This is a genomic window from Alcanivorax xiamenensis, from assembly GCF_009846745.1.
In the GTDB taxonomy this organism is placed as follows: domain Bacteria; phylum Pseudomonadota; class Gammaproteobacteria; order Pseudomonadales; family Alcanivoracaceae; genus Alloalcanivorax; species Alloalcanivorax xiamenensis.
The window spans coordinates 1-18,037 of the sequence record NZ_AQPF01000044.1; the positions used below are offsets into that span (position 1 = coordinate 1).

General features: G+C 64.3%; 16 protein-coding genes. 15 read left to right on the forward strand and 1 reads right to left on the reverse strand.

The window, feature by feature from the left end; translation table 11 throughout:
* Positions 1 to 119: 119 nt before the first annotated feature.
* Positions 120 to 986, reverse strand: a complete 867-nt coding sequence (locus A6D6_RS17940) for a LysR family transcriptional regulator (RefSeq protein WP_159661464.1) — start codon at positions 984 to 986, stop codon at positions 120 to 122.
* 252 nt (positions 987 to 1,238) lie between these two features.
* On the opposite strand from A6D6_RS17940, the gene leuC reads away from it, so the two are divergent.
* The 15 genes from leuC to A6D6_RS18015 all read left to right on the forward strand — a co-directional run bounded on the left by leuC (position 1,239) and on the right by A6D6_RS18015 (position 18,032).
* Positions 1,239 to 2,651 carry a 3-isopropylmalate dehydratase large subunit gene (gene leuC, locus A6D6_RS17945; RefSeq protein ID WP_159661465.1) on the forward strand — a complete coding sequence of 471 codons (1,413 nt, stop codon included), beginning with the start codon at positions 1,239 to 1,241 and terminating at the stop codon, positions 2,649 to 2,651.
* Positions 2,652 to 2,657: 6 nt separating this feature from the next.
* On the forward strand, positions 2,658 to 3,311 hold the full coding sequence (gene leuD / locus A6D6_RS17950; RefSeq protein ID WP_080531136.1) for a 3-isopropylmalate dehydratase small subunit: 654 nt from the start codon (positions 2,658 to 2,660) through the stop codon (positions 3,309 to 3,311).
* Positions 3,312 to 3,348: 37 nt separating this feature from the next.
* Positions 3,349 to 4,425 (forward strand): 3-isopropylmalate dehydrogenase, encoded by a 1,077-nt coding sequence (gene leuB, locus A6D6_RS17955; RefSeq protein WP_159661466.1) that lies wholly within the window; start codon positions 3,349 to 3,351, stop codon positions 4,423 to 4,425.
* A 56-nt stretch (positions 4,426 to 4,481) separates the two neighbouring features.
* Positions 4,482 to 5,594 (forward strand): aspartate-semialdehyde dehydrogenase, encoded by a 1,113-nt coding sequence (asd, locus tag A6D6_RS17960; RefSeq protein WP_159661467.1) that lies wholly within the window; start codon positions 4,482 to 4,484, stop codon positions 5,592 to 5,594.
* Between the two features lie 195 nt (positions 5,595 to 5,789).
* Positions 5,790 to 6,803 (forward strand): aspartate-semialdehyde dehydrogenase, encoded by a 1,014-nt coding sequence (locus tag A6D6_RS17965; protein WP_159661468.1) that lies wholly within the window; start codon positions 5,790 to 5,792, stop codon positions 6,801 to 6,803.
* A gap of 538 nt (positions 6,804 to 7,341) precedes the next feature.
* Positions 7,342 to 9,084: a type IV pilus assembly protein FimV gene (locus A6D6_RS17970; protein ID WP_159661469.1), complete on the forward strand. Its 1,743-nt coding sequence runs from the start codon at positions 7,342 to 7,344 to the stop codon at positions 9,082 to 9,084.
* Between the two features lie 251 nt (positions 9,085 to 9,335).
* Positions 9,336 to 10,310, forward strand: coding sequence for a FimV C-terminal domain-containing protein (locus tag A6D6_RS22060; protein ID WP_255461664.1), 975 nt, complete (start codon positions 9,336 to 9,338; stop codon positions 10,308 to 10,310).
* A gap of 181 nt (positions 10,311 to 10,491) precedes the next feature.
* Positions 10,492 to 11,298, forward strand: a complete 807-nt coding sequence (gene truA, locus A6D6_RS17980; RefSeq protein WP_133493043.1) for a tRNA pseudouridine(38-40) synthase TruA — start codon at positions 10,492 to 10,494, stop codon at positions 11,296 to 11,298.
* A 257-nt stretch (positions 11,299 to 11,555) separates the two neighbouring features.
* A complete protein-coding gene (locus A6D6_RS17985; protein WP_133493044.1) occupies positions 11,556 to 12,200 on the forward strand; it encodes a phosphoribosylanthranilate isomerase in 645 nt (214 codons plus the stop codon).
* 71 nt (positions 12,201 to 12,271) lie between these two features.
* Complete coding sequence (trpB, locus tag A6D6_RS17990; protein WP_133493045.1) at positions 12,272 to 13,483, forward strand: tryptophan synthase subunit beta; 1,212 nt, start codon at positions 12,272 to 12,274, stop codon at positions 13,481 to 13,483.
* A gap of 11 nt (positions 13,484 to 13,494) precedes the next feature.
* Positions 13,495 to 14,298, forward strand: coding sequence for a tryptophan synthase subunit alpha (gene trpA / locus A6D6_RS17995; RefSeq protein WP_133493046.1), 804 nt, complete (start codon positions 13,495 to 13,497; stop codon positions 14,296 to 14,298).
* 67 nt (positions 14,299 to 14,365) lie between these two features.
* On the forward strand, positions 14,366 to 15,250 hold the full coding sequence (accD, locus tag A6D6_RS18000; RefSeq protein ID WP_133493047.1) for an acetyl-CoA carboxylase, carboxyltransferase subunit beta: 885 nt from the start codon (positions 14,366 to 14,368) through the stop codon (positions 15,248 to 15,250).
* Positions 15,247 to 16,503: a bifunctional folylpolyglutamate synthase/dihydrofolate synthase gene (locus tag A6D6_RS18005; protein ID WP_133493048.1), complete on the forward strand. Its 1,257-nt coding sequence runs from the start codon at positions 15,247 to 15,249 to the stop codon at positions 16,501 to 16,503. Before accD ends, A6D6_RS18005 begins: the two co-directional genes overlap by 4 nt.
* 125 nt (positions 16,504 to 16,628) lie before the next feature.
* Positions 16,629 to 17,264 carry an SPOR domain-containing protein gene (locus tag A6D6_RS18010; protein WP_159661471.1) on the forward strand — a complete coding sequence of 212 codons (636 nt, stop codon included), beginning with the start codon at positions 16,629 to 16,631 and terminating at the stop codon, positions 17,262 to 17,264.
* Between the two features lie 267 nt (positions 17,265 to 17,531).
* Positions 17,532 to 18,032: a CvpA family protein gene (locus tag A6D6_RS18015; protein ID WP_026949739.1), complete on the forward strand. Its 501-nt coding sequence runs from the start codon at positions 17,532 to 17,534 to the stop codon at positions 18,030 to 18,032.
* Positions 18,033 to 18,037: the final 5 nt, after the last annotated feature.

Below are 18,037 nucleotides of genomic sequence, written 5' to 3' on the forward strand. Positions count from 1 at the left end.
GCCGTTGTGGGAAGCTTGCTCGCAAGCGAATATCCCAATGCTGGAGACCGCATTCGCCAGCAGGCTGGCTCTCACAGCAAAGACACGAACTGTTTTTGACTTTCGCTATTCACTCTTAACTATTCACTATTAATTGCCTCCAGGAAGGCCCGGGCCGCGTTAGAGCGGCTCCGCCCGGGGTGGGTGACCACGCCCAGCTTGCGTTCCGGCAGGGGAGTGTCCACCGCCAGTTCGATCACTTCGTCGTCCAGCATGGTGGCCGGCAATACGCTCCAGCCCAGGCCGATGGACACCATCATATGAATGGTTTCCAGATAGTTGGTGGACATGGAAATGTTCAGGGTCAGGCCGTGTTCCTGAAACAGCCGTTCAACGATGCGGCGGGTGAATGTCACCGGGGAGGGCAGGATGGCGCTGAAGCGGGTCAGAGTCTCCAGGGTGAGATCCGCTTGCCGGGCCAGAGGGTGTTCCGGCGCGCACATGAACACCAGCGGGTCGTCCCAGATCACCTGGCTGTGCAGGCGGGTATCCGGCTGCGGCGGCAGGGTCACCACCCCCATCTCCAGATCCCCGTGCAGTACCGACTCCCAGGCTTCCTCGGAATCAATGAAATGAATGTCCAGGCGTACCTGCGGGTATTCGCGGGAGAAGTGTCGCAGCACCGGTGGCAGGCGATGCAGACCGATATGGTGGCTGGTGCCGATGCGCAGGGTACCGCTGACCTCGCCGGTCAAGTTGGTGATGGCGCGGCCCATGTCCTCCAGTTCCTGAAGCACCTTCCGCGCCCGGGGCAGCAATGCCTCACCGGCCTCGGTCAGGCGGATGCGCCGTCCGACCCGGTCGAACAGCCGCGCCCCCAGTTGCTGCTCCAGCACCGCGATACGCTTACTCACCGCCGGCTGAGTCAGAAACAACCGCTCCGCCGCCCCGGAAAAGGAGCCGCTCTCGGCCACGGCCATGAAGGCTTGCAGGGATTGGGTGTCCATAAGGTCTCGCTTGCACGCAACACGCTGACACGCAACACGCAAAAATAGGAGGGTAGCGTGCAGGCGTGTTGCGTGTCAGCGTGCCAGCGCTTCCCTTGCCAGGCCGGAAGCCCTTTGCTTTCCGGATCTCTGCAATACTCTCAAATAACCCCTGGGAATCCAAACCATAAAAAAGATGAATTGGATTTATCTTATGCCCCCGCGTAGGGTGTGGTCATTAACAGCCCCCCCAAGGCTCCAGGAGAAGCATCAATGGCAGGCAAGACCCTCTACGACAAGTTGTGGGACGCCCATCTCGTCGCCCAGCGGGAAGACGGATCGGCATTGATCTACATCGATCGTCACATCATTCACGAAGTGACTTCGCCGCAGGCCTTTGAAGGGCTGCGTCTGGCCGGGCGTCAGCCCTGGCGGACCGGCGCGGCGGTGGCGACCATCGACCACAACGTGCCGACCACGCCGTTCAAGAGCGCCGCCGATATCACCGACGAGACCTCGCGCATCCAGGTGCAGACGCTGCAGGACAACACCCGCGAGTTCGGCATCACCGAATTCGGCATCGGTGACGTGCGTCAGGGCATCGTGCACGTGATGGCGCCGGAGCAGGGCGCGGTGGTGCCGGGCATGACCGTGGTGTGCGGCGATTCCCACACCTCCACCAATGGCGCTCTGGCCTGTCTGGCCCACGGTATCGGCACCAGCGAGGTGGAGCATGTGCTCGCCACCCAGACCCTGGTGGCCAAGAAGATGAAGAACATGCAGGTGAAGGTGGAGGGCGACCTCGGCGCCGGCGTCACCGCCAAGGATGTGGTGCTGCACATCATCGGTGTGATCGGCACCGCCGGCGGTACCGGCCACGCCATCGAATTCGCCGGCAGCGCGATCCGCTCGCTGAGCATGGAAGGCCGCATGACGGTCTGTAACATGGCCATCGAGGCCGGCGCCCGCGCCGGCATGGTCGCCGTGGACGACACCACCGTGGATTACGTCAAGGGCCGTCCCATGGCGCCCAGCGGCGAGCAATGGGCGCAGGCGGAAGCCTACTGGCGCACCCTGGTGTCCGATGACGACGCCCGATTCGATACCGTGGTGGAGATCGACGCCGCCGACATCCGTCCGCAGGTGTCCTGGGGCACCAGCCCGGAGATGGTGGTGGCGGTGGACGCCAACCTGCCGGACCCGCAGGCGGAAAGCGATGAAGTGAAACGCTCCGGTATGTTGCGCGCCTACGAGTACATGGGCCTCAAGCCGGGCATCAAGGTCGGCGACATTCCGGTGGACCGGGTGTTCATCGGTTCCTGCACCAATTCGCGAATCGAGGATTTGCGCGCCGCCGCCGATGTGGCCAGGGGCCGCAAGAAAGCGGATTCGGTGAAGCAGGTGCTGGTGGTGCCCGGGTCCGGTCTGGTGAAGAAGCAGGCGGAACAGGAAGGCCTCGACAAGATCTTCATCGAAGCCGGTTTTGAATGGCGCGAGCCCGGTTGCTCCATGTGTCTGGCGATGAACCCGGACCGTCTGCAACCCGGTGAGCACTGCGCCTCCACTTCCAACCGGAATTTCGAGGGCCGGCAGGGCAACGGCGGCCGCACCCATCTGGTGAGCCCGGCCATGGCCGCTGCCGCCGCGGTGGCCGGTCATTTCGTCGACGTGCGGGAATTGGGGTAAGCGATCATGGAAAAATTCGTCAAGCATGAAGGATTGGTGGCGCCGTTGGATCGCGCCAACGTGGACACCGACCAGATCATTCCGAAGCAGTTTCTCAAGTCGATCAAGCGTACCGGTTTCGGGCCGAACCTGTTCGATGAGTGGCGTTATCTGGACGAGGGCTACCCGGGCCAGGACAACGACGCGCGGCCGAAGAACCCGGATTTCGTGTTGAATCGGCCGGAATATCAGGGCGCCACCGTGCTGCTGGCGCGCCGCAACTTTGGTTGTGGCTCCAGCCGTGAGCACGCGCCCTGGGCGTTGATGGACTTCGGTTTCCGTGCGGTGATCGCGCCGAGCTTCGCCGATATCTTCTACAACAACTGTTTCAAGAACGGCCTGCTGCCCATCGTGCTCTCCGAGGAGCAGATGGAAGAGTTGTTCCAGGCCGAGGCGGCCAATCCCGGCCTGCGTCTGACCGTGGACCTGGAAGCCCAGCAGGTGCGCACGCCGGACGGCAAGGCCTACGCTTTCGACATCGATGAATTCCGCAAGCACTGCCTGCTCAACGGCCTCGACGAGATCGGCCTGACCCTGCAGGAAGCGGACACCATCCGTGCCTACGAGGAACGCCGCCGGGCCCGCGAGCCCTGGGTGTTCGCCGAGCACGCCAGCCACTGATCAGGACAACCCACGGACAACACCACGGAAGCGAACCATGAGCCACATTCTGATTCTGCCGGGTGACGGCATCGGCCCGGAAATCGTTCAGGAAGCGGTGCGCGTGCTGCGCGCCGCCGAGCAGCGTTTCGGCCTCGACATCAGCCTGGACGAAGCCCCGGTGGGCGGCGCCGCCTATGACCTGCACGGCGACCCGCTGCCGCAGTCGACGCTGGACAAGGCGCGCGCCGCCGACGCCATTCTGTTTGGCTCCATCGGCGGTCCCAAATGGGACACCATCGAGCGTGACAAGCGTCCCGAGCGCGGACTCTTGCGGCTGCGTTCCTCCCTGGGCCTGTTCGCCAATCTGCGCCCGGCGATTCTGTTCCCGCAACTGGCGGACGCCTCCTCGCTGAAGCCGGAAGTGGTGTCGGGCCTGGATATCCTCATCGTCCGCGAACTGACCGGTGGCATCTATTTCGGTCAGCCGCGTGGAATCCGCGAAGAAAACGGTGAGCGTGTCGGCTTCAACACCGACGTCTATTCCGAATCGGAAATGCGCCGTATCGCCAAGGTGGCGTTCGAACTGGCCGGCCAGCGCAACAACAAGGTTTGCTCGGTGGACAAGGCCAACGTGCTGGAAGTGACCGAGCTGTGGAAAGAGGTGGTCACCGACGCCGCCAGGGATTACCCGAATATCGAACTGTCCCATATGTACGTGGACAACGCCGCCATGCAACTGGTGCGCGCGCCGAAACAGTTCGACGTGATCGTCACCGGCAACCTGTTCGGTGACATCCTCTCCGATGAAGCCGCCATGCTCACCGGCTCCATCGGCATGCTGCCCTCCGCGTCCCTGGACGAAAACCGCAAGGGCCTGTACGAACCCTGCCACGGCTCGGCACCGGATATCGCCGGCCAGGGCATCGCCAACCCGCTGGCCACCATCATGTCGCTGGCCATGTTGATGCGCTACAGTCTGGAGCGTGGCGACGTGGCGGATGCGATCCAGACCGCGGTGGAGCAGGTTCTCGACCAGGGGCTGCGTACCGCGGATATTTACACCGAGGGCACGCGCAAAGTGAGCACCGAGGAAATGGGCGCCGCCGTGGCCGAAGCACTGGCTCGCGGTTGATCGGCGCCTGAACCCATTGATTAAGAAGGGGCAATCCCTTCGGGAGACAAGTCTCAATGAAGAAAGTCGGTTTTATCGGCTGGCGTGGCATGGTCGGTTCCGTATTGATGGACCGCATGCGTGAGGAAAACGATTTCCAGGACATCGAACCGGTGTTCTTCTCCACTTCCCAGGTCGGCCAGGCCGGCCCGGATGTGGGCAAGGAAATTCCGGCGCTGGGTGACGCCAAAAGCGTCGATGAGCTGAAAAAACTGGACGTCATCGTTACCTGCCAGGGCGGCGACTACACCCATGAGGTGTACCCCAAACTGCGCGAAGCCGGCTGGCAGGGCTACTGGATCGACGCCGCCTCCGCGCTGCGCATGCAGGACAACAGCGTCATCGTGCTGGACCCGGTGAACCGCAAGGTGATCGACCAGGCGTTGGACAGCGGCGTCAAGGACTACGTTGGCGGCAACTGCACCGTGAGTCTGATGCTGATGGCCCTGGGTGGCCTGTTCAATGCCGATCTGGTGGAGTGGGCCAGCGCCCAGACCTACCAGGCGGCCTCCGGCGCCGGCGCCCAGAATATGCGCGAACTGATCGCGCAGATGGGCACCATCCACGGTGCCGTGGCGGACAAACTGGCCGACCCGGCCAGCGCCATTCTCGACATCGATCGTCAGGTGGCGGACACCATGCGTTCCAGCGATCTGCCGCAACAGCACTTCGGTGCGCCGCTGGCCGGCTCGCTGCTGCCGTGGATCGACAAGGAAATGGAAAACGGCCAGAGCAAGGAAGAATGGAAAGCCCAGGCCGAGACCAACAAAATCCTCGGTCGCGGCGAGCAGCCGATTCCGCTGGACGGCACCTGCGTGCGTATCGGCGCCATGCGCTGCCACGCTCAGGCACTGACCGTGAAACTGAAAAAGGACGTGCCGCTGGACGAAGTTCTCGAGCTGATCCGCAACGCCAACGACTGGGTGAAAGTGGTGCCCAACGAGAAGGACGCGACGCTGCGTGATCTGACGCCAACGGCGGTGACCGGCACCCTGACCATTCCGGTGGGGCGCCTGCGCAAGCTGAACATGGGCGGCGAATACCTCAACGCTTTCACCGTCGGTGATCAGTTGCTGTGGGGCGCCGCCGAGCCGCTGCGTCGCATGCTGCGGATTTTGTTGGAAAGATAAAGATCGCTGGCACGCAACACGCAAAAAGACACGCTCTAACAAGGGCACGTGGCTGCCCGGCGTTGCCGAGCAGAACGGTGTTTCCGAACCCGTTCTCGCCGCAAGTATGGCGTGCCGGCGTGCAAGCGTGTTGCGTGTTGCGTGTAAGCACCATCCCACGATGGTGGAACAGCGGTCGCCTTGGAGGAAAACTCAATGTCGATGGAACCCGGATTGGCGGTGGTTGGTGCCACCGGCCTGGTGGGCGATGCCCTGCTGGAACAACTGGCGGAGCGTAAGGTGCCCTATGGGGAACTGTTTCTGCTGGCCTCGGAAGAGAGCGAAGGCAAGTCCTTGCGGGTGGGTGGCCGTTCGCTGACGGTGCAGCGGTTGGAGGGCTTCGACTTTTCCCGCGTGGCGTTGGTGGTGTTCGCCGCCGGTGCCGCGGTCTCCCAGGAATGGGCGCCGCGCGCGGTGGATGCCGGCGCCATGGTCCTGGACCTGTCACCGGCGTTTCGCTACGAGCCGGACGTGCCGTTGCTGGTGGCCGGAGTCAACGACGAGCAGATTCCCGCCGCCCGCGAGCGCAATCTGGCCGCCGCCGCCGACGCCGCCACCGTGCAACTGATGCTGGCCTTGAAGCCGCTGATGGCGATCTCCGAATTGCAGCGGGTCACCGTGACCCAGTTGCAGGCCGCCTCTTCCTCGGGGCGCAATGGCGTGGAACGTCTGGCCCGCCAGAGCGCCCGTTTGCTCAATGGCATGGATGCCAGCGAAGGCGCGGAACCGCAATACGCCTTCAACCTCGTGCCCACCGTCGGGCGCCTGCAGGACAACGGCTATACCAGCGAGGAATTGAAACTGATGCTGGAAGCCCGGCGGGTGCTTGGGCGCCCGGACCTGGCCGTGGATGTGAGTTGTGTGCAGGTGCCTGTATTCCACGGCCTTTCCCAAGTGGTGGTGGTGCGCGGCGGCCTGCCCATCGGTCTGGCTCAGGCACAGGCCTGCTGGGATGAGGCGCCAGGTCTGGCCCAGGATGAAGGTGGGGAGGGCGACGGCGCGTCGCCGGTACGGCAGGTGAAGGAGGAGCCGCTGGTGCGCCTGGCCCGCGCCCGGGAAGATGTGGACGGGCAGGGCGAACTGAGCTTCTGGACCGTGGCCGATAACATCAAGGCCGGTGCCGCCCGTAACGCTGCCCTGCTGGTGGAGCAACTGCTCGCCGGCGGGTGAGCCCGCTTGCACGCAACACGCTCGCACGCTGGCACGCCATTCGCTGCCAAGGCCGCTTCCCACCGCGACTCTGTAATCCCCTGTGGGAAGCGAGCTTGCTCGCGAATCGGGCCAGGCACCGAATCCGCGAAAATGGATCAGACGCCAGCGCCCCGCCAACCGCGTGCCCGCAATTCACGGGCAAAGGAAGTGCTTACCCCCTCGACAACCCCCATCCCACCAGAATAAAGTCGTACCTCCCGGGCCGCCCTGATGGCTCGGGATGGGGGCGTCTCAATTCATGGTTGGGAGCGCATTTTTTTGAAAAAACCATGGAAAATGCGTACTTACTAACAATATGTGACGCAGTTTCTAGGTTTGTCCCCCGCCGTCGGGCACAATCGAATACGGACTTTTCGACCAGAGCGTCTCAGAATAAGGTTTGTTTTCTCTGGATTGATCCAGACCTTATTCCGAGGCTCGCGGAAGGAAATCCGCAGCGTGCCTGCCGCGGCTCAGAGGGCGGGGAATACAGAATAAGTAACTGGGGTTCAACCACATGCTCCGAAAATTTGGCATAGGGTTTGTCGCACTGGCGGCGATGACGCCGGGACTTGCGGCTGCTCTGGGGGTGGGGGAATACGAGCTTAACTCCTATCTGAACCAGCCGCTGGAGATGGATGTCGTCCTGCACGAAACCGGGCGGCTGTCGACAGAAGAAATCGTGGTCAATCTGGCCCCGCAGGCGGAATTCGACTCCGCCGGGGTGGAGCGCGGCTACTTCCTTAATGATCTGACCTTCGAGGTGATCTTCACCGGCAAGGGCGACGGGGTGCTGCATATCCGTTCCCGCCAGCCGGTGCGTGAACCCTATCTCAATTTCCTGGTGGAAATTCTCTGGCCCACCGGCCGGCTGGTGCGCGAATACACCGTATTGCTGGATCCGCCCAGCTACGACGCCGGCGGCGAGACGGTCAGTGCCGCCCGGGTTGAGCCGGCGCCGGTGCCGGTCGTGCCGCAAGCGGAGCCGAAGACAAAACCGGCAGCGCCCGCGCCGGCGCACGAACCGCCGGAGCCCGCCGTCAGCGGGGAGGCGACGGACGAGGCAGCACAACAAGAGGAACCGCGAGACCAGCTGGAAACCGCCGCCGAGCCGGAGCAGGACGATTCCGCAACGGTGGCGGAATCCGAAGAAACCGGCCCGGATCAGAGCGCCAGCAACGCGACGCCGGGGCGCGGCACCCTGAACGAAAGCAATGGCCGTTACCGGGTGCGCTCGTCCGATACCCTGTGGCGCATCGCCGCCGAGCACCGTCCCGGCAGCCGTGTTTCCGTTCAACAGATGATGATGGCGATCCAGGAAATGAACCCGGAAGCGTTCATCGACGGCAATATCAATTTGGTGCGGGAAGGCGCGGTGCTGCGGTTGCCGAGCGAGCGTCAGGCCACGGCGATCGCCAGCAGCGAAGCGATGCGGCGAGTCGCTGATCAAACCAGCGAATGGCACCAGCGGCGGGCAGACCGCGGCAATGACGAAGAAACGTTGGCGGCGGCGCAATTGGATGCCACCGAGCAGAGTGACGCGGTGCCGGCGCAACAGCAAGACGACGGCGGTCGGGTCACGTTGGTGGCGCCGGATTCCGCTGACGCCGCCACTGATGGCGATGGCACCGGGACCGGTGATGGCGGTGAAGCGGCCACCGCGGCACTGCAGAACGAACTGGCCATCCGCGATGAGAATCTGGACCGGCTGAGCCGGGAAAACGATGAGCTGCGCAGCCGTATCGATGAACTCGGCGAGCAGTTGGATACCAGTGGTGAAATGCTGCGTTTGCAGAATGAGAAGATCGCCGCGCTCCAGGACGCGCTACGGCAGCTGCGGGAAGGCGAGGGGGGCGGCGCCGTGGACGAGGCCTTGCTGGCCCCCATGGAAATCGGGCCGGAAGTGGCCCCTGAACGGTTGGTGCCGGGAGAGCCGGGGGCCGCGGAAGCGGAGGAGCCGGCGCGGCAACCGGGCAACAGCGGCCCGGAATCCGGCCCGGCGGAGGTCACCGCCTCGCCGCCGGCGGACACCACGCCGACATCCCAGTCCCAACCGGCAAGCGGCGTTGACAGCGCCGCTTCCTCGCGTCCGGCGCCGCCGGCGCTTCGGCGCCGGCCCCTGCTGGCTGGCTGGACCGGGTGGCGGGTAATCTGCTGTATCTGGGGGCCGGGGTGGCGGTGCTGCTGCTTCTGTTGCTGGCACTACGCCGCCGTCAGGGCGGCAAGGGGGACCCCGAGGAAGACGCTCCGCCGCCGTTGATGCCGCTGGCGGAGGAAGGTGGCAACGAGGACGAAGGGGCCTCAGGGCAGGGGCCGATGGCGGCGCGAGCCGGCGACGCCGATGAGGAAGACGGCGCCGCCACCACCGCCAATCAGGATCCGCTGGAAGAAGTGGAAGTCTACGTGGCTTATGGCCGCTACCCGCAGGCGGCGGATTTCCTGCGCAATGAAATCAATCAGGCGCCGGGTCGCAGCGACCTGAAAGTACGATTGCTGGAAGTGCTGAACGAAATGGGCGATCAGGCGGCGTTCCGGCAGCAGGCCGCGCTGTACGCCGGCACCGCGGTGCAGCTGGACCGGGCCATCGAACGGCTGGGTGGTGGCGGGCGGGCCGCCGCGGAGGAATCCGCTCCGGTTTCCCTGGACGATCTGGAGTTGGATCTGGCCGGTGATATCGGCGCGCCGGCGCCGGCGGAACAACATCAGCACGAAGAAGACCCGCTCAATCTGGATGACTTCGAGTTCAACCTGGATGATGACGAGGCCATCCGCGACGGAGCCGATACTGATGGAGAGCCGTTGCTGATTGAGGATGATCCGGAGGAGGCGCTGGCTCTGGATGAGGAACCGTTGACCCATTCCACTCTGACGGTGAGGGACGATACGCCGGTGAAGCCGGACGGCCTGGACCTGGATGATCTGGATTTTGCTTCCGATGCCGACGATGCCGGCGACGTAGGGGGGCTGGAGCTGGATACGATACCGGAGGAAGCGGTTCGGGAAGAGCCGACGGCGCCGGAGGCGGATTCGCTGGAGTTTCAACTGGATGACCTGGAACTGGAATGGGATGGCGACCAGGCCGTTTCCGCTCCCGAGCCCGTCTCCGAGCCGGTCTCTCTGGCGGAAGCCGCCGACCATGGCCAGGTGGGCGCGGGGGAGCAGGGGGATGACACCTTTGAGTTCTCTCTGGACGGTCTGGACCTGGACGAGGCCGGTGTCGATGACACCCCGGAGGAATCGATCGAACTGACCGAGCCGCCGGCCAGTGAGGGGCAGGAACCGGCCACGCCGGGTGCCGCCGACGAGGACGATGATTTCGACTTCCTGGCGGAAACCGATGAGAATGCCACCAAACTGGACCTGGCCCGCGCCTATATCGAAATGGGTGACATGGAAGGCGCCCGGGATATTCTCAACGAGGTGATCAGCGAGGGCAGTGACAGCCAGCGGGATGATGCGCGCCAATTGCTGGAACGCGTCGAGTAAGGGGGGCCGAGTTCGCTGGCAAGCCAGCTTCCCACAGCGACTCCGTAGTGACACTACTGTGGGAGCTGCCTTGGCAGCGAATCGGCGTATTACGTGTAAGCGAAAACGCTGTTCTGTAAAAAAAGGGGGCGATGCCGTAAGGTATCGCCCCTTCCTTTTGGCGTGAAAAAACAGGCCCATCATGACCCGAATCGCCCTGGCGGTGGAATACGATGGCAGCCGCTTCCATGGGTGGCAGACCCAGGAGGACGGCGTCCGGACGGTGCAGTCGCACCTGGAGCAGGCCCTGTCGCGGGTGGCGGACCACCCGGTGACGTTGATCTGCGCCGGCCGCACCGATACCGGCGTGCATGCCACCGGCCAAGTGTGCCATTTTGATTCAAACGCCAATCGCGACATGAAAGCCTGGGTCATGGGCGGCAACCGTTTTTTGCCCGATGACGTGGCGGTTCGCTGGGCGGTGCCGGTGAGCGACGACTTCCACGCCCGTTTCAGTGCCTTCCGGCGCTGCTACCGCTACGTGATTTACAATGCCGGCGCGCCGCCGGCGTTGTTCCGCCGCCAGGTCACCTGGAATCACCGGCCGCTGGATGTACAGCGGATGGCCGAGGCCGCCCGGGCTTTGGTGGGGACCCACGATTTCACCTCTTACCGTTGTGTGCATTGCCAGGCCAAGTCGCCGGTGAAGACGCTGCACCGGCTGGACATTCAGCAGCGCGGCCGGATGATCATCCTGGAAGTGGAGGCCAATGCCTTCCTGATGCATATGGTGCGCAACATCGCCGGCGTGCTGATGGCCATTGGCGCCGGCCATCAACCGGTGGAATGGGCCGCCCAAGTGCTGGCCGCCCGCGACCGCCGCGAAGGCGGCGTCACCGCGCCGCCCTACGGACTGTATCTGGTGGATATCGGTTACCCGGATGAGTTCAAGCTGCCCAGGGAGCCGTTGGGGCCTTTGTGGCTGGAGCGGGTTGAAAGGAATCGCTGACATGCAACGTGCCGATTCGCTGGCAAGCGGAGCGCCGCCCGGCCATCTTCCCACAGCGGCTTCGTAGCCTCCTCTGTGTGCTGTCTTGGCCGCGAAGACAGCGCGAGTGCATGTCTGCGAAGCCGCTGTGGGAAGCGAGCTTGCTCGCGAATGGCGTGCCAGACCCGCGCCGCTTTGCTAATATGGACGGTCCCCGCGGGGCAAGCCGCGCCGCCTTTGGCGCCGTGCTTCGGTCCGCGTTTCCTGATAGGCTTTTGATGAACACACCCCGGGTTAAAATCTGCGGCATTACCCGTCCGGAAGACGCGGTACAGGCCGCCCGTGCCGGCGCCGATGCCATCGGCTTGGTGTTTTATCCATCCAGTCCCCGCTACGTGGATCCGCCGCGTGCCGCGCGCATTCTCGCCGCGCTGCCGCCGTTCGTGACCACGGTGGGCCTGTTCGTCAACGCCGACGCGGGGCTGGTGCGCGAGTACCTGCGTGAGCTGCCCCTGGACATGTTGCAGTTCCACGGTGATGAATCGCCGGCCTACGGTGCCGCCTTTCAGCGTCCCTGGATCAAGGCCCTGCGCATGCGTGACGGCGCCGACCCGGCCAGGGTGGCGCGTGAGTACGCCGCCGCCGGCGCCCGCGGGTTATTGGTGGACAGCTACGTGCCGGGCACGCCCGGCGGTACCGGCGAACGCTTCGATTGGGGCCTGCTGCCCCGGGAGTCGGCGTTGCCGTTGATTCTGGCCGGCGGTTTGACACCGGCCAATGTGGCCGAGGCCGTGCGCCAGGTGCGCCCCTGGGGGGTGGACGTAAGCGGCGGCGTGGAGGTGCGGGCGGTGACCGGTACCACCCTCGGCGGTATCAAGGACCGCCATGCAGTGCGGGCCTTTTTGCGCGCGGCCAGGGCCTGACCCTTGGATCGGGCCCTTCGGGCCCGGCGCGACAATCCTGACAGTACGCTATCCCAGACGAGGAGCATGAGGTGACTGAACGTCCTGATTACAAGGCATTCCCCGACCAGCGGGGCCACTTCGGGCAATTCGGCGGACGGTTCGTCTCCGAAACCCTGATGGCCGCTTTGGACGAACTGGAAACCATGTACCGGCGTCTCAAGGATGACCCCCAGTTCCAGGCCGATTTCGATTACGACCTGGCCCACTACGTGGGGCGTCCTTCGCCGCTGTATCTGGCGGAACGCTGGAGCGAACAGCTCGGCGGCGCCCGCGTCTGGCTCAAGCGTGAGGATCTCAACCACACCGGCGCCCACAAGGTGAACAACACCATCGGTCAGGCGCTGCTGGCCAGGCACATGGGCAAAAAACGGGTGATCGCGGAAACCGGCGCGGGCCAGCACGGGGTCGCCTCCGCCACCGTGGCCGCCCGGCTGGGGCTGGAATGTCACGTGTTCATGGGCGAGGAAGACATTCGCCGGCAGCGACTCAATGTCTACCGCATGAAACTGCTCGGCGCCGAAGTGATTCCGGTGACCTCCGGTTCGCGCACCCTCAAGGACGCCATGAACGAAGCCATGCGAGACTGGGTCACCAACGTGGACGACACCTTCTACATCATTGGCACCGTGGCCGGGCCGCACCCGTATCCGATGCTGGTGCGGGACTTCCAGTCGGTGATCGGCCGCGAGGCCCGTGAACAGAGTCTCAAGCAGGCCGGCAAGCTGCCGGACGCGCTGGTGGCTTGTGTCGGCGGCGGCTCCAATGCCATTGGCCTGTTCCACCCGTTCCTGGAGGACGAGGGCGTGGCCATGTACGGCGTGGAAGCCGCCGGTGATGGCGTCGACACTGGCCGTCACGCGGCGCCGTTGAACGCCGGGCGTCCCGGTGTGCTGCATGGCAACCGCACCTATTTGATGGAAGACGAGAACGGCCAGATCATCGAGACCCACTCGGTGTCCGCTGGTCTGGATTATCCGGGGGTCGGCCCCGAGCACTCCTGGCTCAAGGACATCGGCCGGGTCAATTACGTGGCCGCCGATGACCAGGAAGCGCTGGCCGCGTTCCGGGAACTGACCCGGGTGGAGGGCATCATGCCGGCGCTGGAATCCGCCCACGCGCTGGCCTATGCGCGCAAGCTGGCGCCCACCATGGGCGCGGATCAGAATCTCATCGTCAATCTGTCCGGACGGGGTGACAAGGATATCCTGACCGTGGCCGACATCGACGGCATCGAGTTTTGAGGGGGAATGCCATGAGCCGTATTCAAGCCTGTTTCGAACAACTGAACACCGATGGCCGCAAGGCGTTGATCCCCTTTATCACCGCCGGTGATCCGAACCGGGACGTGACCGTGCCGGTGATGCACGCGATGGTGGCGGCTGGCGCCGACATCATCGAGCTCGGGGTGCCGTTCTCCGATCCCATGGCCGATGGCCCGGTGATCCAAAAAGCCTGTGAGCGGGCACTTGAAGCGGGCACCAGCCTGCATGACGTGCTCGCCATGGTCACCGAGTTCCGTCGCCAGAACGAGGATACTCCGGTGGTGCTGATGGGCTATCTGAACCCGGTGGAAGCGATGGGTTACGAGACCTTCGCCGACGCCTGCGTCAGCGCCGGCGTGGATGGAGTGCTGTTGGTGGACCTGCCACCGGAGGAATGCGAACAGGTGGTGCCGCGGTTTCGCCAGCGCGGTGTCGATCTGATCTTCCTGGTGGCGCCGACCACCACCGATGAACGCATTCGCCGTATCGGCGAGGCGGCCAGCGGTTATCTTTATTATGTCTCCCTGAAGGGCGTTACCGGTGCCGCCTCTCTCAATGTGGAGGAAGTGGCGGCGCGGGTTGAAACAATTCGCAACCTTGCCCAATTGCCCATTGGGGTAGGCTTTGGTATCAAAGACGCGGCATCGGCCCAAGCCGTCAGCCGGGTCGCCGATGGCGTGGTGGTGGGCAGCGCGCTGGTCAACCAGATTGCCGCCAACGCCGGGCAAACCGATGCCATCGCACCGGCGGTGTCGGCGGTGCTGGCCGAGATGCGCTCCGCCATGGACGAATAAGCCGGTGCCGTATTCGCTTGGTGACAAGCGGGTCCCATAAAGCGGGTCAAACACAAGGGTCTAGGTAATGAGCAACAACTGGCTGGAAAAGATTCTGCCCGCGGTTCGTCGGCCGCAGGAAAACCGTCGCAACAGCGTGCCGGAAGGTCTGTGGCGAAAATGCCCACGCTGTGACAGCGCCTTGTACCGGCCGGAACTGGAGCGCAACCTGGATGTGTGCCCCAAGTGCGAACACCATATGCGTATTGGGGCCCGCAAACGCCTGAAGCTGTTCCTGGATGAAGGCGTCACCTCCGAGATCGGTGCCGAACTGGCGCCGGAGGACCGGCTCAAGTTCAAGGATTCCAAGAAGTACAAGGACCGCCTCACCGGCGCGCAGAAGGACACCGGCGAAAAAGACGCTCTGGTGGCTTTGAAGGGCAAACTGCACGGCCTGCCGCTGGTGGCCTGCGCCTTTGAATTCCGCTTCATGGGCGGGTCCATGGGCTCGGTGGTGGGCGAGCGTTTCGTGCGCGCGGTGGAAGTGTGCCTGGAACAGCGACTGCCGCTGGTGTGCTTCTCCGCCAGTGGCGGCGCGCGCATGCAGGAAGGTCTGTTTTCCCTGATGCAGATGGCCAAGACCTCGGCCGCTCTGGAACGCTTGCGCGAAGCCGGGCTGCCGTTCATCTCGGTACTCACCGATCCGGTTTATGGCGGCGTTTCCGCGTCCCTGGCCATGCTGGGCGATATCAACGTGGCCGAGCCCAACGCTCTGATCGGCTTCGCCGGCCCGCGGGTGATCGAGCAGACCGTGCGGCAAAAGCTGCCGGAAGGCTTCCAGCGCAGTGAGTTCCTGCTTGAGCATGGCGCCATCGACATGATCGTGCCGCGTCTGCAAATGCGCGACACTCTGCATCGTCTTCTCGCCAGCATGACCGGAGCACCGGCGCCCCTGCCTCTGTCCGACGAATGAGCGATCCGCAGTCTTGGCTCGAACGCATCGAGCGGCTCCACCCCAGCGAAATCGAGCTGGGGCTGGAGCGTTTGCGTCGTGTCGCCGGAGACCTGGGCGTAGGCACTCTGCCGATGCCGGTAATCACCGTGGCCGGTACCAACGGCAAGGGTTCGGTGGTGCGCCTGCTGACCGCCATGGCGGAGGCCGCCGGGCTGCGCTGCTGTGTTTATACCTCCCCCCATTTGCTGCGTTTCAACGAACGTATCCGGCTCCCCGACGGCCCCGCCTCGGACCGGGCGCTTTGTCAGGCGTTCGAAGCGGTGGAGCGGGGGCGTGGCGATACCGCGCTGACTTATTTCGAGTTCACCACCCTGGCTGGTTTGTGGCTGTTCCAGCGTAGTGACGCGGATTTGTGCATCCTTGAAGTTGGACTGGGTGGGCGCTTGGACGCGGTCAATCTGATCGACGCCGACGTGTCGGTGGTGACTTCGGTGGGGCTGGACCATCTGGATTGGCTCGGTGACAGCCGCGAGGCGATTCTGCGGGAAAAAATCGGCATCGGCCGGGCCGGCCGGCCACTGGTTTACGGTGAATTGGCGGCGCCCTCGAATCTGGACTCGGAACTGGCGGCGCTGGCGGCCTTGCCGCTCAGGGCGGGGCGGGAGTTCACGCTGGGCGACGGGGAAGTGACCGTGCGTGACGGCGACGGGCAACGCCGCTACCGGATACCGGAGCCGGCGCGTCTGGGCAATGACAACCTGGCCACCGCGATCCAGGCACTGGCCGCGGCGGGTCTGGCACCGGCCCCGCCTGTTCCGGCCCGGGTGGTGGACACCGGCCTGACCGGTCGTTGCGACCAGCGCCGTTTCCAAGGCATCGAGTGCATTCTCGATGTCGGCCACAACCTGGAAGCACTGACCCGACTGCGGCGGCGGTTGCCGTCCTGTACCGGCCGCCGCCGGCTGGTGCTGGGCATGATGGCGGACAAACCGGTGGAGCAGGTCGTGGCCCTGTTCGCCAGCGAGCCGCTGGAATGGTATCTGTGCCGGCCGGATCTGCCTCGCGCCGCCACCGTGGAAAGGTTGGCGTCGGCGCTATCGGAAACCACCTCACGGGACGGAGCGGTCCATCTTTGCGGCAGTGTCGCCGAAGCACTGGAAGCGGCGGTGAATGACAGCAATACTGGCGATCAGGTGGTGATCGTGGGATCCTTCTACACTGTGGCTGAAGCCCTGACGGTGATTGAAGCGGCGCCCGCGCCGCGCCGCTAGAACCGCTGGCGTGCCGGAGCGCTGGAATAGCCCGGCGGCTCCGGGCCGCCCCCTCCGGGGCTGGCCCGCCCGAGCCCGCGACCACCTGATGCTGGACCTTTAATTCGCGCAAGGAGCCTTCGTACGTGCACCCCCGCACCCGTCATCGCTTGATTGGCCTGTTGTTGCTGCTTCTGCTGGCGGCGATTCTCGCTCCGCTGGTATTGCGATCCCCGGACCAGGTCCGGGTGGCGCTGGACATGACCCTGCCGGAGGCGCCGATGCTGGAAACCACCGAGCTGGAACCGGTCATCGACGAACAGGAGCAGGAAAGCCTGGAGCGGGAAATCGAAGCGGATCAACAGGCCGTGGCTGACGCCGGCCAGGCGGAGCTGGAGACTCCCTTACCCGAAGAACGGGACGACAAGGCCGAGGCGGCGTCCGACGATCAGGTCGAACCCCGCCCTGAACCTCAGCCGGACCCCGAACCGGAGCCGGAACCCAAGCCCGCCCCGGCTCAGAACGGCACCCTGCCGAAATCGGGTTTTACCGTGCAAGTCGCCAGCTTCAGTGATCAGGCCAACGCCGATGCCCTGGTGGAACGGCTGCGCGAGGCGGGCTACAACGCCTATTTCCGCACCCAGGAACAGGACGGCAACCGCTGGCAGCGGGTGTTCGTGGGGCCGGAAATCCAGCGCAAGGACGCCGAGGCGATGAAACAACGCCTGCGCGATGACAAACGCTTCGCCCTCGATGGCCTGGTGCGCACCTTCGTGCCTTAGTGATCTCTACAACCGCTGTGGGAGATGGCTTGCCAGCGAATGGAATACGTTCGGGCGTTTGGACTATTCGCGGCCAAGGCCGCTTCCCGCAGCGGCTTTGTAGTTCCCTCCGTGGGAAGCTGGCCGGGCGGCGCTCCGCTTGCCAGCGAATATGCCCCTATACACATAGGCTCCGACGATGACGTTCATTCACGTTCATCCATGGGCAAGCGCGGGACGCTCTGGTAAACTTTGCCGCCTGTTCCGCCCACGCCCCATCTCATGACTCTGAATCTGGCAGACGGCATCATCCTGTTCATCATCGCTGTGTCGGCCTTGATCAGCCTCCGCCGCGGTTTCACCCGGGAAGCCTTTTCTCTGCTGACGTGGGTGGCCGCCTTCGTGGTGGCGCGGTTGTTCAGCCCGGCGCTGGATGCGCTGCTGGTGGATCAGATCGAGACCCCCAGCCTGCGTTTGGCGGTGGCGTTTGGTGTGCTGTTCGTCCTGACACTGGTGATCGGCGCGCTGATCAATCATTTGCTCGGCGAGTTGGTCCGGGTCACCGGCCTGAGCGGGACCGACCGGCTACTGGGCATGGTATTCGGCGCCATTCGCGGCGTCCTGCTGGTGGTGGTGCTGGTCGCACTGGGCCGCCAGCTTTTCATCGAGGATCCCTGGTGGCAGGCGTCGGTACTGGTACCGCATTTCGTCATGCTGGAGAACTGGACCCGCCAGGTGGCCGGGGATCTGCTCACTTATCTCATCAACATCAGCGCAAGCTCCAGCTAGCTCGA

Excerpts from the sequence above, each read along its gene's own strand:
- A6D6_RS17940 (WP_159661464.1), bottom strand. The coding sequence starts at position 986 with ATGGACACCCAATCCCTGCAAGCCTTCATGGCCGTGGCCGAGAGCGGC.
- leuC (WP_159661465.1), top strand. The coding sequence starts at position 1,239 with ATGGCAGGCAAGACCCTCTACGACAAGTTGTGGGACGCCCATCTCGTC.
- leuD (WP_080531136.1), top strand. The coding sequence starts at position 2,658 with ATGGAAAAATTCGTCAAGCATGAAGGATTGGTGGCGCCGTTGGATCGC.
- leuB (WP_159661466.1), top strand. The coding sequence starts at position 3,349 with ATGAGCCACATTCTGATTCTGCCGGGTGACGGCATCGGCCCGGAAATC.
- asd (WP_159661467.1), top strand. The coding sequence starts at position 4,482 with ATGAAGAAAGTCGGTTTTATCGGCTGGCGTGGCATGGTCGGTTCCGTA.
- A6D6_RS17965 (WP_159661468.1), top strand. The coding sequence starts at position 5,790 with ATGTCGATGGAACCCGGATTGGCGGTGGTTGGTGCCACCGGCCTGGTG.
- A6D6_RS17970 (WP_159661469.1), top strand. The coding sequence starts at position 7,342 with ATGCTCCGAAAATTTGGCATAGGGTTTGTCGCACTGGCGGCGATGACG.
- A6D6_RS22060 (WP_255461664.1), top strand. The coding sequence starts at position 9,336 with ATGGGCGATCAGGCGGCGTTCCGGCAGCAGGCCGCGCTGTACGCCGGC.
- truA (WP_133493043.1), top strand. The coding sequence starts at position 10,492 with ATGACCCGAATCGCCCTGGCGGTGGAATACGATGGCAGCCGCTTCCAT.
- A6D6_RS17985 (WP_133493044.1), top strand. The coding sequence starts at position 11,556 with ATGAACACACCCCGGGTTAAAATCTGCGGCATTACCCGTCCGGAAGAC.
- trpA (WP_133493046.1), top strand. The coding sequence starts at position 13,495 with ATGAGCCGTATTCAAGCCTGTTTCGAACAACTGAACACCGATGGCCGC.
- accD (WP_133493047.1), top strand. The coding sequence starts at position 14,366 with ATGAGCAACAACTGGCTGGAAAAGATTCTGCCCGCGGTTCGTCGGCCG.
- A6D6_RS18005 (WP_133493048.1), top strand. The coding sequence starts at position 15,247 with ATGAGCGATCCGCAGTCTTGGCTCGAACGCATCGAGCGGCTCCACCCC.